The organism is Pseudolysinimonas sp. 10J20-29 (assembly GCF_055809595.1).
This window is the reverse complement of sequence record NZ_CM147917.1, coordinates 329,593-345,013: the sequence shown is the minus strand read 5'-3', so window position 1 is coordinate 345,013 and position 15,421 is coordinate 329,593. Positions and strand designations below refer to the sequence as shown.

Below are 15,421 nucleotides of genomic sequence, written 5' to 3'. Positions count from 1 at the left end.
GTGCAGCTGACGAATGGGCTGAGCTGCAGCCTGCCCGCGAGCTCGCCGCTCGCGAAGCTGATGCGCGGCCAGCGCACCTGGGTGGGTCCCAGCGCGCAGGAGCGCCTCGGCATCCTGCGCCGCGCGAAGTCGGTCGCGATCGTCGGCGCTTCGGCGAATCCGGCGCGCTCCAGCTACTTCGTCGCCACCTATCTGTCGCAGTCCAGCGACTACGAGCTGTACTTCGTGAACCCGAACGCGACCGAGATCCTCGGCCGCCCGGTATACAAGTCGCTCGCCGACCTGCCGGTCGTGCCCGACATCGTCGACGTGTTCCGGCGCGCGAGCGACATCCCGCAGGTGATGGAGGACGCGATCGCGATCGGCGCGACGACCGTCTGGGTGCAGCTCGGCATCTGGAACGAGGAGGCGGCGCGCTACGGCGAAGAGCACGGCCTCACGGTCGTGATGGATCGCTGCATCAAGGTCGAGCACGCGCGCTTCCACGGCGGGCTGCACCTGCTCGGATTCGACACCGGCGTGATCAGCTCGAAGAAGCAGCTCCGGTAGGAATCGGCCCGGTCGCCAGGGGCACGGCGCCGCGCGGATACGCCAGCAGCACGAGCGCCGAGAGCACCCAGACGGCGCCGATCACGGCCAGCAGCGTCCCGCCGCTCGCGTGCGCGAGGGCTCCGGCGATGGCCGCGCCGCCCGCCGCGGCCGAGGCGCGCAGTCCGGAGCCGACGGTGAAGACCTGCGAGCGCACCGCGAGCGGGCTCTGCTCCTTGCGCAGCAGCAGCATGGCCGCCGCACTGGAGGCCGTGAACAGCCCCGACACCCCGATCGCGGCGACCGTCCACGCCAGCCCCAGGTCGATCGCGGCCACGATGGTGGCCACGCCGGTCGCCGCGAATCCGGCCCCCATGACGACGATCGGCGGGGCGGAGCCCCAGCGTCGCGCGGCGGCAGCCAGCGCACCGAGCAGCCCGCCGACGGCGAAGGCGGTGACGATCCACGCCGCCCGCTCGGCGCTGCCGGAGCGCTCGATCGCAACCGCGACCGCCGCGACCGCCAGACCGCCCGCGCCCAGCTGACTGAGTGTGCCCGACAGGGTGACGATCGCGATCGGTCGGTGCGCCACCAGATGCCGGAGCCCCGTCGCCATGGTGCGCAGCGCGCCGACGCCGGGCGCGGGGCGCGGCGCGAGCCGCAGCGCGAACAATCCCGCGCATCCGAGCAGGCAGATCGCGCCGAGTACCAGCAGCGCGGTGCGGGCGGAGCCGGCCACGGCGAGCACCGCGACCAGGGCCGGGCCGCCGACCGAGCCGACGTTGTAGGAGAGCGCGTCGTGCGCGTAGCCGCGTCGCGCATCCGCGAACTCGTCGGCGACGAAGCTCGACAGGCCGCCCATGAAGAACGGTGCGGCGATGCCGCTGAGCACGAGCGCGATCATCACGAGCGGGATCGGCACGCTTCCGAGGGCGGCGGCGAGCGCGAACGACGCCGCGGTGAGCACCGCACCGGCGAGCATCCACTGACGCGGCCGGCGCGTCCGGTCGAGGATCACCCCGACGAGCGGAGCCGCCAGCACGCTCGGCCCCAGGGTCGCCGCGACGAGCTGCCCGCCGAGCGCGAGATCGCCGAACTCCGTCGCCGCCAGAATCGGCAGCGCGACCATGACCCCCGAGGTGGCGAGGCGCAACGGCACCGAAGCGACGAGGTAGCTCGCCGCGGTCATGTCCCGCACGCGCGGATCAGAAGGTGGCGGTGTCCGGGTCCGCGCCCTGGCGCAGTCCGGCGTCGAGGCGGTCGATCGCCGCCATCTCGTCGCCGCTCAGCTCGAAGCCGAAGACGTCGAAGTTCTCGGCCATCCGCTCGCGGCTGGTCGTCTTCGGGAAGACGACGATGCCCTGCTGCAGGTGCCAGCGCAGCACGATCTGAGCCGGGGTGACCCCGTGCGCGGCGGCGGCTCCGGCGATGGGCGCCATCTCGAGCAGCGGGTACTTGCCCTGCCCGAGCGGACCCCACGCCTCGGTGACGATGCCGTGGTCAGCGCCGTAGGCGCGCAGCTCCTTCTGGGCCAGGCCCGGGTGCAGCTCGATCTGGTTGACCGCGGGAACGGTGCCGGTCTCGGCCGCGAGGCGCTCCAGGTGCGGCACGTGGAAGTTGCTGACGCCGATGGAGCGGGCGAGTCCGGCGGAGTTGATCTGCTCCAGCGCCTTCCAGGCATCCACGTACTTGTCGGCGTCGGGACGCGGCCAGTGGATCAGGTACAGGTCGACGAAGTCGAGTCCGAGCTTCTCCAGGCTCGCGGCGATCGCGGCGGGCGCGGTGCCGGCGACGTGGTCGGAGTTCCAGAGCTTCGTGGTGACGAACAGCTCCTCGCGCGGGATGCCGGAGGCGGCGAGGGCGCGACCGACGCCCTCCTCGTTGCCGTAGACGGCCGCCGTGTCGATGTGGCGGTAGCCCACCTCGAGCGCGTCGAGCACGATGCGCTCGGTTTCGACGGGGTCGACCTTGAACACGCCGAAGCCGAGCTGCGGGATCTGGTGGCCGTCGTTGAGCGCAATGGTGGGAACAGTCATGCTCCTATGCTGGCACGACTCGGCGGGGGCGCGCCGGTCGGTGCCTCCCATTCGGCGCGCCGTCCGCTGCTCGCGCGGCGGGACGGTCGCCGCCACGGGTCATCCGGGTCCAGGTCGTGCCCACGCCACCCGCGCGCGCTCGCCGGCCCCGACTCCTCGTCCGGGAGCAGCTCCTGCGGGGTGCGCCAGCCGATGCGGCGATCGAACAGGTAGTCCCAGTGGTCGAGCTCGCTCGCGAGCTGCTCCAGGATCGCCGAGTCGAGCTCGTACAGGCTGCGCGGCCAGTCGTCGTGCTGCAGCACCGCGCCGTGCTCGCGCAGCACCTTCAGGTGGTGATGCACGGCCGCCCGACTGACGCCGAATTCGTGCCGGATGACGTCCTCCAGGTCGCCCAGGTAGTGCGAGCCGGACGCCAGCACCTCCACGAGCCGCCGCCGGATCGGCTCCGCCACCACCTCGAACACATGCACGAGAACATGGTGCCAATTCAGCTTGGCGCCAGGTTCAATTGGCAGCTCATCTGAGAGAGGCCGGGTGGGGAGCGGGCGTGGGGAGGAGGCGCGGCAACATTTCGTCACGCGATTTCGAGCGCGCGGGAACGCGATCTAGTGTCGGAGGGTCCCGAGGCCACGCCTCCCCCGCTCGATGACGCGCGAACCCGACCAGCAGAGAGGAACGCGCGTGATTGTCGCCGAACGGCTCGTGAAGACCTTCGCGAGCACCGACTCCCAGAGCCCCGTGCACGCGGTCGATGATGTGAGCCTGCGCATTGCCGAGGGCGAGATCTTCGGCATCGTGGGGCAGAGCGGCGCCGGCAAGAGCACCCTGGTGCGACTGCTCAACCTGCTGGAGCGCCCCGACTCCGGCAGCGTGATTCTCGACGGCACCGACCTCACCGCGCTGGATGAGCGCGCACTGCGCCGCGAGCGTCACCAGATCGGCATGATCTTCCAGCAGTTCCAGCTGCTGTCGCGCCGCACCGTGCGCGAGAACGTCGCCCTCCCGCTCGAGGTGCTCGGCATCCCCGCGCGCGAACGGCGCGCCCGCGTCGACGAGATCCTCGACCTGGTCGGACTCACCGACCGGGCGGATGCCTACCCGGCGCAGCTCTCCGGCGGCCAGAAGCAGCGGGTCGGCATCGCCCGCGCCCTCGCCCCGCGCCCGCGGGTGCTGCTCTCCGACGAGGCCACCAGCGCCCTGGACCCGGCGACGACCCGCTCGATCCTCGACCTGCTGGCCAAGCTCAATCGCGAGCTCGGCCTCACCATCGTGCTGATCACGCACGAGATGGAGGTCATCAAGCAGGTGTGCCACTCGGCCGCGCTGATCGAGCACGGCCGCATCGTCGAGCAGGGCCGCATCCACGACCTGCTGCAGACTCCCGGATCGCGCATCGCGCACCAGCTCTTCCCGCTCGGCGAGCACGCCCCCGAGCGCGGCAACACGATCGTCGAGGTCACCTTCACGGGCCTCGACTCGAGCCGCCCCGTCATCGCGCGCCTCGCACGCGACCACGGGCTCGACATCAGCATCCTCGGCGCCATGATCGAGACGGTCTCCGGTGAGCAGACGGGGCGCATCCGCCTCGAGCTGCCCGGCACCGAGACCGCGAAGTCGGCCGCCATCGAGAGCCTGCGAGCTGAGGGCTACGTCGTCGACGTCGTCGCCGCGAACGGAGGTGCCTCATGATCGACCCCACCGATCCGGAGTTCTGGCCGCGCCTGCTCGACGGCCTGCTCGTCGCGAGCGGCGAGACCCTCATCATGCTCATCGTCACCGGCCTGGTCACGCTCATCGGCGGTCTCGCGCTCGGCGTGATCCTGGTCGCGACGGATGCCGACGGCGTGCTCGCCGCTCCGTTCGGCTCACGCGCGCTCGGCCGTGGCATCAACCTCGTGCTCGGCACGATCGTCAACATCGGTCGCTCGGTGCCGTTCATCATCCTGATGGTCGCGCTGATCCCGGTCTCGCGATTCCTCGTCGGCAGCGCCTTCAGCCTCGAGGGCGCCATCGTGCCGCTGTGCGTCGCCGCCGTGCCGTTCTTCGCCCGCATCGCCGAGATCGCGCTGCGCGAGGTGCCGAGCGGCCTGGTCGAGGCGGGCACCGCGATGGGCGCCTCCCCGGTGCAGCTGCTCGTCAAGGTGCTCGTGCCGGAGGCCGTGCCGGCGCTGCTGCGCGGCTTCACCACGACGCTCGTCACCATCGTGAACTACTCGGCGATCGTGACCGTGGTCGGCAACTACGGCCTCGGCTCCTTCGCCTACGTGAACGGCTACCAGCGCTACAGCGTGATCCACATCCTCGCCGTGGTCGCGCTGCTGGTCGCGCTCGTTCACCTTCTGCAGTGGCTCGGCAACCGCCTCGCCACCCGACTCTCCCACCGCTGAACCATCGAAAGGCCCCTCATGTCCCACCGCTTCTCGCGAGCCGCGCTCGCCACCACCGCCGCCCTCGCCGCGACCCTCGCGCTCAGCGCCTGCGGTGCCGCCGCCTCCGACGACGAGTCGACGCTGAGCGTCGGCGCGACCGCCGTTCCGGCCGCCGAGATCCTGCAGTTCGTGATCGACTCCGGCCAGGCCGAGGAGGCGGGACTCACCATCACCGTCCAGGAGTACGCCGACTACGTCACCCCCAACCAGGCGCTCTCCGACGGCACCAACGACGCCAACCTGTTCCAGCACGAGCCGTACCTGAACCTGTACAACTCGGAGTCCGGCGACGACCTGGTCGCCGTCGGCAAGGTCTACCTGCCGCCGCTCGCGCTCTACTCGAACACCGTCGACGACATCGCCGACCTGCCGGACGGCGCGAGCATCGCGCTGCCGAACGACGCGAGCAACGAGTCGCGCGCGCTGCTGCTGCTCGCCGCGCACGGCCTGATCGAGACGGCGGACGCCCCGAGCACCGTCGCCGACATCACCGCCAACCCGCGCGGTTTCGAGTTCAGCGAGATCGACGCCGCGAGCCTGCCGCAGGCGCTCGACGAGAAGGACGCCGCGATCGTGAACTTCAGCTTCGCGGCCGCCGCCGGGCTCTCCAGCGACCTGCAGCTCTTCGCCGAGGGCGCCGAGAGCAGCTACTTCAACATCCTCGCCACCCGCGCCGAGCTCGCCGACGACCCGCGCGTCGCCACGCTCTACGAGCTGCTGACCTCCGAGGAGACGGCCGCCTGGATCCTGGAGCAGTACTCGGGCCTGGTCACCCCGGCCGCGTAACGCGGACGCGGGTCGAGGGGCGCTAGCCTGGACGGCTATGCCCCTCGACCTGCCGCCGATCACCTACCCGCCGGAGCTGCCCGTCAGCGCCGCGCGGGAGGAGCTCGCGCGCACCATCGCCGCGAACCAGGTGGTGATCGTGGCGGGGGCCACCGGCTCGGGCAAGACGACCCAGCTGCCGAAGATCCTGCTCGAGCTGGGGCGCGAGAAGATCGGGCACACCCAGCCCCGCCGCATCGCCGCGCGCAGCGTCGCCGAGCGCATCGCCGAAGAGCTCGACGTCGAGCTCGGCACCCTCGTCGGATACCAGGTGCGGTTCGATGACCGCACGAAGCGCGAGACCGCAGTCAAGCTGATGACCGACGGCGTGCTGCTGGCCGAGATCAACCGCGACCGCGACCTGCGCCGCTACGACACGATCATCATCGACGAGGCCCACGAGCGCAGCCTCACCATCGACTTCCTGCTCGGCTATCTGACGCGTCTGCTGCCGCGTCGCCCCGAGCTCAAGGTCATCATCACGAGCGCGACGATCGACCCGGAGCGCTTCGCGAAGCACTTTGCCCGCGCCGACGGCACCCCCGCCCCCATCGTCGAGGTGAGCGGGCGCAGCTACCCGGTCGAGATCCGCTACCGTCCGCTCGTCGCCGAGTCCGGCGACGACGACAGCGACGACGGCGCGACCCGCGACGATCGCGACATCGTGCAGGGCGTGCTGGATGGCCTCGACGAGCTGGAGCGCGAGGGCAACGGCGACGTGCTGGTCTTCTTCAGCGGCGAGAACGAGATCCGGGATGCCGCCGACGCGATCCGCGGCCGCCTCACCGCGCGCGGCGCGGCTGGCGAGGCCACCGAGGTGCTGCCCCTCTACGGTCGGCTGAGCTCCGCCGAGCAGCACCGCGTGTTCGAGCGCGCGCGCCCCGGCATCCGCCGCCGCATCGTGCTCGCCACCAACGTCGCCGAGACGAGCCTCACGGTGCCCGGCATCAAGTACGTCATCGACACCGGCACCGCCCGCATCAGCCGCTACTCGGCCCGCTCCAAGGTGCAGCGCCTGCCGATCGAGGCGATCAGCCAGGCCAGCGCCAACCAGCGCTCCGGTCGCGCCGGGCGCACGAGCGACGGCATCGCGATCCGGCTCTACTCGGAGGAGGACTTCGACTCCCGCCCCGAGTTCACCGACCCCGAGATCCTGCGCACCAGCCTCGCGGCGGTGATCCTGCAGATGATCGACCTGCGCCTCGGCGACATCTCCGAGTTCCCCTTCGTCGAACCGCCGGATGCCCGCGGCATCAAGGACGGCACCGACCTGCTGCTGGAGCTCGGCGCGATCTCGGCCGACGCGACGACCGGCCACACCCGCATCACCAAGGTCGGTCGCGACCTCGCCCGGCTGCCCGTCGACCCGCGCTTCGGCCGCATGATCGTCGAGGCCGAGCGCCGCGGTGTCGCGCGCGAGGTGATGGCGATCGTGGCGGGGCTGAGCATCCAGGACCCGCGCGAGCGCCCGCTCGAGAAGCGCGGAACGGCGGATGCCTCGCACGCCCGCTTCACCGACCCGACGAGCGACTTCATCAGCCTGCTGAACCTCTGGAACCACCTCGAGCACCAGCAGCGCGAGCTCTCCAGCAGCGCGTTCCGGCGGCTGTGCAAGGCCGAGTTCCTCAACTACATGCGGGTGCGCGAATGGCAGGAGCTGTATCGCCAGCTGGCCCGCGCCGCGAAGCCGCTCGGCATCGTCGCCCGCGGGGCCAGCACCGACGCCGACGCCATCCACATCTCGCTGCTCTCCGGGCTGCTCAGCCGCATCGGGCTGCTCGACGAGCGGGTGCGCGCGAAGCCGGGCGAGAAGGGGCGCCGCCCCACCGAGTTCCTCGGCTCCCGGCAGCAGCGCTTCACCGTGTTCCCCGGCTCGGTGCTCGCGAAGAAGCCGCCGGCCGCGGTGATGGCCGCCGAGCTGGTGGAGACCAGCCGACTGTTCGCGCGCACCGTCGCGCGCATCGACCCCGCCTGGGCGGAGCCGCTGGCCGAGCACCTGGTGAAGCGCAGCTACGGTCTGCCGCGCTGGGAGAAGCGGCAGGGCTCGGCGGTCGCCGACGAGAAGGTCACCCTCTACGGCGTGCCGATCGTGCCGAAGCGGCGCATCCAGCTGGCGCGGATCGACGCCGAGCAGGCCCGCGAGCTGTTCATCCGGCACGCCCTCGTCGGGCTCGACGGCAAGCCCGGCGAGTGGCCGTTCGAGATCCGCAGCAACGCCCTCTACGACTTCGACCGCCGGAACCGGGCGCTGCGCCGCGAGCTCGAGCAGCTGGAGGAGCGCACCCGCCGCCGCGACATCCTGGTCGACGACGAGGCGGTGGTCGACTTCTACGACCGGCGGATTCCCGCCGACGTCACCGACGTCCGGCGCTTCGAGCGCTGGTGGCGCGACGCGCGAACGAAGACCCCCGAGCTGCTCACGATGACCCGGGAGGCGCTGCTCGGCGAGCAGGAGGCCGCGCCCGAGCGCGACGAGCAGGGCTTCCCCGCGCACTGGCAGGCGGGCGAGCAGCGGCTGCGGCTCGCCTACCGCTTCGAGCCCGGCGCCGAGGACGACGGGGTCACGCTCGAGGTTCCGCTCGCCGTGCTGCCGCGGCTGGAGGATCGCGGCTTCGACTGGCTGGTGCCGGGGCTGCGCGAGGAGCTGGTGACGGCGCTCATCAAGAGCCTGCCCAAGCACATCCGCAAGAACGTGGTGCCCGCCGCCGACTGGGCGCGGAAGCTCATGGCCGAGCTGCCCGAGCACGCCGAGACGCCGCTGACCGAGCTGCTCGCCCAGGAGATCCGGCGCGCGACGCACACCGTCGTCTCGCCCACCGACTTCGACCTCGAGCGGGTGGCGGCGCACCTGCGGATGGGGTTCGCCGCGATCGACGGTCGGGGCCGCCGCGTGGGGCTGTCGAAGAGCCTCGCCGAGCTGCAGGCGCGCTTCGCCGAACGGGCACGCTCGAGCGTCGCGAAGGTCGCCGAGACGGTCACCCCGGGGCGCGATCTGGAGCGCTCGGGCATCACCGGCTGGGATCTCGGCGAGCTGCCGAAGCTCGTCGAGGCGAAGCAGGGCGGCTCGACGGTGCGGGCCTTCCCGGCGCTGGTCGACGAGGGCCAGAGCGTCGCGATTCGGGTCTTCGGCACGGCCGCCGAGCAGGCGGCGGCGCATCCGTTCGGCGTGCGACGCCTGATCGCGCTGAGCCTGCCGAGCCCGCTCGGCTACGTGCAGGAGCACCTCACCGGCGCCGAGAAGCTCGAGCTCGCGGCGAGCCCCTACCGCTCCACCGCGGCGCTGCTGGATGACGCCCTGCTCGCGGTGATCGACCAGGCCGCCGACGGCCGCGCGCCGTTCAGCCAGCCGGAGTTCGAGGCGCTGCGCGCCGAGGTCTCGGCGGGGCTCATCGACGGGGCGTTCGAGGCCGTGCAGCTGACCGCGCGGGTGCTCGACGCCGCGCGCGTCGCCGACAAGGCGATCTCGGCCCGGTCGAGCCTGGCGCTGATGTCGCCGCTCGCCGACGCGCGCGCCCAACTAGACAGCCTTGTCTACCCCGGTTTCGTGCGCGCCACCGGACTCGAGCGGCTGCGCCGCGTGCCGGTGTACCTCGCCGGCATCACGCACCGCGCCGAGAAGATGGCCGAGAACCTCGGCCGCGATCGGCAGTGGCAGACCGAGGTCGAGAAGGCCACCTCGACGTACCGGGATGCGGGCGGCGAGCTGCCGCTGCCGCTCGCCGCGCCCGAGCGGATCCGCACTGCCCGCTGGATGCTCGAGGAACTGCGGCTGTCGCTCTTCGCCCAGCACCTGGGAGCCCAGGGCCCGGTGAGCGTTCAGCGGATCACGAAGGCGCTCGCGGGCTAGGCGGCTCCGCGCCGAGCATCTTGCGATAGCAGCGCGCATCGACCATGTCGCCGTAGAGCCCGTACGGCGGGATCGCCCGAAAGCCGAGGCGTTCGTAGAGCGCGATGGCGGCGGCCTGCAGCGGTCCGGTCTGCAGCACCAGGGATGCAGCGCCGCGCTCCCGCGCGAACTCCTCGAGCCACGCCATCAGCCGCCGCGCCGCCGCGGTGCCGCGCGCCTCGGGCGCGACGAACAGCTTCTTCACCTCGAACTCCGCACCGAACGGACGGAGTGCGGCATGCCCGACGGGCGCGCCGTCGACGAGCGCGAGCACGGTCACGGCGATCGCCGCCGGATCGATCGCGAGCGCGCGCGCCGACCTCGCGGCGACCTCGGGGTCGAGGCGCGCCACGAAGTCGGCGTACAGGGCGCCGGTCTCGGCATCCATCGCGGCGCGGAGCGCGACGGCGCGCGGGTCGAGCCAGTCGACTGCGGCGAACTCGAGGGGGTTTCGATACGCCGCTTCGCGGCTACTCAACCCACACACCGCGCCGCTTCGCGGCTACTCAACCCACTCATGTCGCCGCTTCGCGGCTACTCAACCCGCACACCGCGCCGCTTCGCGGCTGCTCAACCCGCACACGGGCGAACTACTTCTTGCCGCCCGAGGCGCTCGCGTTCGACTCGTAGGAGGTGTTCGTCGACTCGAAGAAGTTGACCAGCTGGAGCGTGTCGTTCGCCGCCGCCATCCACTTCGCCGGGTTCGAGACCTTGTACTCGGGCTCGAAGCCGAGCTCCTCGAGCCGACGGTCGGCGAGGTACTTGACGTACTGGTTGATGTAGCTGGCGTTGAGGCCGAGGATGCCGCCGGGAAGCAGGTCGCGGTTGTACTGCTCCTCCATCTCCACGGCATCCAGGATCATCTGCTTGATCTCGGCGGCGAACTCCGGCGTCTGCAGGTCCGGGTTCTCGTCGAGCACGGTGAGGATCAGGTTGATGCCGAACTTCAGGTGCAGGCTCTCATCGCGCACCACCCAGTCCATGAGGCTGCCGAAGTTGCGCAGCAGGTTCCGCTGGCGGAAGCTCAGCGCCACCATGAAGCCCGAGTAGAACCAGATGCCCTCGAGGATCACGTTGTAGGCGACGAGGTTGCGGATGAAGTCCTGCTTGCCCTCGGTCGTCGTGATGTCGAGGGTCTGCTCGGTCATCCGCTTGATGAACTTGACCTCGAACTCCTCCTTGCGCGCCATCGACGGCACGTTGACGTGGGCGTTGTAGGCCTCGTCGCGGTTGATCGGGAAGGTCTCGAGCACGTACTCGAAGCTCATGCAGTGGTTGGCCTCCTCCCACATCTGCTTCGCGAGGTAAAGGTGCGCCTCGGGAGCGTTGATGTAGGGGTAGACGCCGAAGGCGAGCGCCTTGTTGACGAGCAGCTCGTTCGGGTTGAAGTACGACATGAGGAACGTGATCGCGTGGCGCTCCTCGTCGGTCATCTTCTTGAAGTCGGCGATGTCCTCGCCGAGCTGGATCTCGTTCGGGAACCAGGTGTTGGCGACCGCCTGGTCGTAGAGGTCCATCGCCCACTTGTAGGTGACGGGCTTGAGGAGGAGGCCCTCCGTGATTCCGGTTCCGAGGATCGGCATCTGTGTGTCCTTCTGGCTTGGGTGGCGAGGCAAGTATGCCGGGTCACGGTGAGACCGGACCCGGCATGCCTGCCGCTTTCGCGGGTGGGGGGATTGGGGGGGGACTACTGGCAGGACTCACATTGCAGGTCGTCCATCGGGTCGACCGGAACGTCGTAGCCGCCGACTTCGTCGAAGGGACCCATCACAGGCCTCCGAATCCACGACGCGCGGGGGCGGCGGCCGACTTCTCGGCGGCCGGCTCGGCCGGGGCCGACGCCGCGCCGAAGCCGCGCTTGGCGGGGGCGCCCTCGTCGACCTGCACCGACTTGTTGACCTTGACGGTCGACTGCTCGGCGGTGTGCCGCGGCTTCATGTGCAGGTAGTACGTCGTCTTCACGCCGCGCTCCCAGGCCCCGAAGTAGATGTCCATCATGTCGCCGAGGTCGCGCGTCTCGAGGTACATGTTGCGGCTGATCGCCTGGTCGATCCACTTCTGGGCGCGCGCGGCGACGTCGAGGAACGCGTAGGGCGAGAGCTGGAAGCTCGTCTTGAACACGGCCTTGATGTCGTCCGGGATCTCGGCGATGTTCTGGATGTCGCCCTGCGAGCGCAGGATCTGCTCCTTGGTCGACTCCCAGAGGCCCGCGCTCTGCAGCGCCTCGACCAGGTTGCGGTTGACCTCGAGGAACTTGCCGTTGCTGGTGGCGCGGCTGAAGATCTGCGAGAACTGCGGGTCGAGACCGGGCGTGGTGCCGGCGACGAGGCCGATGGAGGCGGTCGGCGCGATCGCCATCAGCGTCGCGTTGCGCATGCCGCCCTTGACCTTCGCGCGCAGGGCATCCCAGTCGAGACGGGTCGTGCGGTTGACGTTGATCGGCACACCGCGGTTCTCCTCGGTGAGCGCGATCGAGTCGAAGGGCACCAGGCCCTGCGCCCACCGGCTGCCGGCGAAGTTGGTGTACGCGCCGCGCTCCTTCGCGAGGTCGGCCGACTCGTCGATCGCCGCGTAGGAGACGTGCTCCATGATCTCGTCGATCAGGTCGTAGGCGGCTTCGCTCTCGTAGCTGATGCCGAGCTTCTCGACGACGTCGGTGAAGCCCATCACGCCGAGGCCGATCGCGCGGTTCTGCTGGTTCGAGAAGTCGGCCTCGTCGACGCTCGACTCGGTGATGTCGATGAGGTTGTCGAGCTGGCGGACCGCGAGACGCGCGCTCTCCTCGACCTTGTCCCAGTCGAAGCCGAGGGTGCCTTCGGCGTCGACGGCGAGGTGCGTCGAGAGGTTGATCGAGGCGAGGTTGCAGACCGAGACGTTGTCGACGTCCTGCGGCAGGCAGATCTCGGTGCACAGGTTCGAGAGGTGGATCGTGCCGGTGTTGTTGTTGAGGGCACGGTTGTTGATCGTGTCCTTCCAGGTGAGCCACGGGTGGCTCGTGGTCTGGAGGGAGATCAGGATCGACTTGAACTGCTCGCGCGCGCCGATCTTCTTGAACATGCGCATCTCGCCGGCCTCGGCCTTGGCCGCGTACTCGGCGTAGCGGGCCGAGAACTCGGCGCCGTAGAGCTCGTTGAGGTCGGGCACCTCGAGCGGGTCGAAGAGGTACCAGTCGTCGTCGTTCTGGACGCGCTTCATGAACTCGTCGCTGATCCACACCGCGGTGTTGGCGGTGCGGGTGCGGCGGTACGGGTCACCGGAGTTCTGACGCAGGTCGAGGAACTCGGGGAAGTCGAGGTGCCAGTTCTCCATGTAGAAGCACAGCGCGCCGAACTTCTTGCCGCCGCGGCTGACCGCGCGCAGCACCGAGTCGATCGTGTGCATGAACGGGATCGGGCCGGTCGAGGTGGTGTTGTTGGAGCGGATGGGCGAGCCCTGCGAGCGGAGCTTGGTGACCGAGAGGCCGATGCCGCCGGTGCCCTTGGTCAGCCACATGACGTCGCGCACGCTCTTGGCGATGTGCTCGATGTCGTCCTGCATCTCCATGACGAAGCAGTTCGACAGCTGCGGGTAGCTCGTGCCGGCGTTGACGAGCGTGGAGCCCGCCGCGACGTACTCGAGCTTCGACATCTTGTCGTAGAAGGCGATCGCGTGGCTGGTCGGGTCGGCTTCGTTGAGCGAGAGGCCCATCGCGATGCGCATCCAGAAGAACTGCGGCACCTCGAGCGGGTCGCCGTTGCGCGCCTTGATGCCGTAGCGGTTGTTGAGGGTGACGACGCCGATGTACTTGAGCAGCTCGTCGCGGCTCGGCTCGAGCTTGGTGGCGAGCAGGTCGAGGTCGAACAGCTCGGGGAAGCGCGGGTCGAGCAGGTTCTCGGCGACGCCGCGCTCGACGCTCGCACGGAAGTGGCTCGCGTGCAGCGACTTGAGCTCCTCGGCGGTCGTGTAGTCGCCGAGCACGCGCTTGTAGATCGTCTTGAGCAGGAGGCGGGCGGCGACGGTGTCGAACTGCGGGTCGTCCTTGACGTTCTGCAGGGCGACCTGGATGACCGCCTCGTCGAGCTGCTGCGTCGTGATGCCGTCGAACAGGGTGAGCTCGAGCTCGCTCGCGATCTGCGTGACCCAGGTGATGTTCTCGTCCAGGCCCGCGCTCGCGTGCTCGATCGCGAGGTTGATCTTGTTGGCGTCGTAGGGCTCACGCTCTCCGTTGCGCTTCACGACCGTGATCGACACGTGTGGACTCCTCTCGTGCGGCTCACGCACGTTCCCCAGCAGACCCAGCTTTTTGTCTTGCGGACCTGCAATTTTTCGGTCCGTTCGCGATCACGAACGGTGTTTCAGCCACTCCCCCGGCTGAGCGGTTCGATCACTATATATCGGGTCACCGACACTCGACAGTCACAAGATCTTGTGGGCGTGTCGTCCACAGAATGTGCATAACTTCGCCGAATTCTGCACAGTTTCCACAGGCAGAGCGGACTCGCGCGCCGACTAAACTCGGAAGGCTATGAACGCGTACGCCGACCTCCTCCGCACCCCCGGCGTCGCCCGCATCATCACCGCCCAGCTGCTGGCCCGATTCCCCGGCGGCATGATCTCGCTCGGCTTCCTGCTGCACCTCGAGGCGATCTTCGACTCCTACGGCGCGGCCGGTCTCGTGCTCGCCGCCACGAGCGCCGGGCAGGCGCTGTCGGGGCCGCTCACCAGCCGCTGGATGGGGGTCTGGGGCATGCGCCCCGTGCTGATCCTCACCACGACCGTCAGCACCGCCGCGCTCGTCACCGTCGCGCTCGCCGAGATGCCGCTGTGGGGCTACATGCTCGCCGGACTCATCGCGGGCCTCAGCAACCCGCCCATCCAGCCGGCGGTGCGCACGATCTACCCGAAGATGGTCAACTCGCGCCAGCTGACCCCGCTGTTCTCGCTCGACGCCTCCGCACAGGAGATCATCTGGGTCGCCGGCCCCGTCGTCGTCACCTTCATCGGCACGCAGGTCTCGACCGTCGCCGGCATCCTCACGGCCGTCGCGTTCCTCGTCGGCGGCGGGCTGTGGTTCATCCTCTCGCCCGAGGTCGGGCAGGTCCGCATCCCGCGCAGCAAGCGCCGCTTCGGCGTGGTGCTGGCCCGGCCCCCGGTGCTGCTGTCGACCGTCACCGGCTTCCTGCTGATCGGCTCCTGTGCCGCCATCGAGACCGGCGTCGTCGCGACTTTCGGCGACCACGGCCCAGAGGCCGGCTTCGTGCTGGCGATCTGGGCGATCTCGTCCTTCGCCGGCGGGCTCGCCTTCGGGCACATCCCCGTGGGGCCGTGGGCGCTGGCCCGCCGCATGTTCGTCGTCTTCGTCGGCGCCACGCTCGCGATCTTCGCCTGGGAGTTCTGGTCACTGTCGCTGCTGCTCGTGATCGCGGGCCTGTGCATCGCTCCCGCCCTCGCCGTGATGTTCGCGATCGTGTCGGCGAGTGTGAAGTTCAGCGACACCGCAGAGGCCTACGGCTGGATCGGCACCGGGCAGCTGATCGGTGCCGCGGCCGGGGCCGCCATCGCCGGCTTCGTGATCGACGCGATCGGTCCCGACGGCGGCATCATGGTCGGCGCCGCCTTCGCCCTCGTCGGATTCCTCGTGCCGACGGTGTTCCGGCGCGCCCACCCCGACCTGCGCGGCCGCGACGCGAGCCCGATCCCCGACACGGAGCCCGTCCCGATTCAGCCGAGCTGACCGT

12 protein-coding genes are annotated in these 15,421 nt (G+C 69.9%); 6 read left to right on the top strand and 6 right to left on the bottom strand.

The window, feature by feature from the left end; translation table 11 throughout:
* The first annotated feature begins 60 nt into the window (after nucleotides 1–60).
* Nucleotides 61–549 (top strand): CoA-binding protein, encoded by a 489-nt coding sequence (locus AC0L6Y_RS01760; protein WP_473558598.1) that lies wholly within the window; start codon nucleotides 61–63, stop codon nucleotides 547–549.
* On the opposite strand, the gene AC0L6Y_RS01755 is transcribed toward AC0L6Y_RS01760, so the two are convergent.
* Genes AC0L6Y_RS01755 through AC0L6Y_RS01745 form a run of 3 tightly spaced genes read right to left on the bottom strand, consistent with a single transcriptional unit; the run spans nucleotide 524 to nucleotide 3,034 of the window.
* Nucleotides 524–1,717 carry an MFS transporter gene (locus tag AC0L6Y_RS01755; protein ID WP_473558593.1) on the bottom strand — a complete coding sequence of 398 codons (1,194 nt, stop codon included), beginning with the start codon at nucleotides 1,715–1,717 and terminating at the stop codon, nucleotides 524–526. The genes AC0L6Y_RS01760 and AC0L6Y_RS01755 overlap by 26 nt on opposite strands.
* 16 nt (nucleotides 1,718–1,733) lie before the next feature.
* Entirely contained in the window at nucleotides 1,734–2,564 is an 831-nt protein-coding gene (locus AC0L6Y_RS01750) for an aldo/keto reductase (protein WP_473554138.1), read from the bottom strand.
* Nucleotides 2,561–3,034, bottom strand: coding sequence for an ArsR/SmtB family transcription factor (locus AC0L6Y_RS01745; protein WP_473554134.1), 474 nt, complete (start codon nucleotides 3,032–3,034; stop codon nucleotides 2,561–2,563). Before AC0L6Y_RS01745 ends, AC0L6Y_RS01750 begins: the two co-directional genes overlap by 4 nt.
* A gap of 211 nt (nucleotides 3,035–3,245) precedes the next feature.
* Here AC0L6Y_RS01745 and AC0L6Y_RS01740 point away from each other — a divergent pair, with 211 nt between their 5' ends.
* Genes AC0L6Y_RS01740 through hrpA form a run of 4 tightly spaced genes read left to right on the top strand, consistent with a single transcriptional unit; the run spans nucleotide 3,246 to nucleotide 9,665 of the window.
* Entirely contained in the window at nucleotides 3,246–4,253 is a 1,008-nt protein-coding gene (locus tag AC0L6Y_RS01740; protein ID WP_473554131.1) for a methionine ABC transporter ATP-binding protein, read from the top strand.
* The gene (locus AC0L6Y_RS01735) at nucleotides 4,250–4,951 is read left to right on the top strand and encodes a methionine ABC transporter permease (protein ID WP_473554126.1); all 702 of its coding nucleotides are present in this window, start codon (nucleotides 4,250–4,252) and stop codon (nucleotides 4,949–4,951) included. The genes AC0L6Y_RS01740 and AC0L6Y_RS01735 overlap by 4 nt, the downstream gene beginning before the upstream one ends.
* Before the next feature lie 18 nt (nucleotides 4,952–4,969).
* Nucleotides 4,970–5,779, top strand: coding sequence for a MetQ/NlpA family ABC transporter substrate-binding protein (locus AC0L6Y_RS01730; protein ID WP_473554120.1), 810 nt, complete (start codon nucleotides 4,970–4,972; stop codon nucleotides 5,777–5,779).
* Between the two features lie 37 nt (nucleotides 5,780–5,816).
* Nucleotides 5,817–9,665 carry an ATP-dependent RNA helicase HrpA gene (gene hrpA / locus AC0L6Y_RS01725; protein WP_473554114.1) on the top strand — a complete coding sequence of 1,283 codons (3,849 nt, stop codon included), beginning with the start codon at nucleotides 5,817–5,819 and terminating at the stop codon, nucleotides 9,663–9,665.
* On the opposite strand, the gene AC0L6Y_RS01720 is transcribed toward hrpA, so the two are convergent.
* The 3 genes from AC0L6Y_RS01720 to AC0L6Y_RS01710 form a co-directional block, all read right to left on the bottom strand.
* Nucleotides 9,643–10,182: a GNAT family N-acetyltransferase gene (locus AC0L6Y_RS01720; protein WP_473554109.1), complete on the bottom strand. Its 540-nt coding sequence runs from the start codon at nucleotides 10,180–10,182 to the stop codon at nucleotides 9,643–9,645. The two genes, hrpA and AC0L6Y_RS01720, sit on opposite strands and share 23 nt — an antisense overlap.
* A 112-nt stretch (nucleotides 10,183–10,294) precedes the next feature.
* A complete protein-coding gene (locus AC0L6Y_RS01715; protein WP_473554103.1) occupies nucleotides 10,295–11,287 on the bottom strand; it encodes a ribonucleotide-diphosphate reductase subunit beta in 993 nt (330 codons plus the stop codon).
* A 184-nt stretch (nucleotides 11,288–11,471) separates the two neighbouring features.
* Entirely contained in the window at nucleotides 11,472–13,934 is a 2,463-nt protein-coding gene (locus AC0L6Y_RS01710) for a ribonucleoside-diphosphate reductase subunit alpha (protein ID WP_473554097.1), read from the bottom strand.
* Between the two features lie 274 nt (nucleotides 13,935–14,208).
* Here AC0L6Y_RS01710 and AC0L6Y_RS01705 point away from each other — a divergent pair, with 274 nt between their 5' ends.
* Nucleotides 14,209–15,417 (top strand): MFS transporter, encoded by a 1,209-nt coding sequence (locus AC0L6Y_RS01705; RefSeq protein WP_473554093.1) that lies wholly within the window; start codon nucleotides 14,209–14,211, stop codon nucleotides 15,415–15,417.
* Nucleotides 15,418–15,421 lie beyond the last annotated feature (4 nt).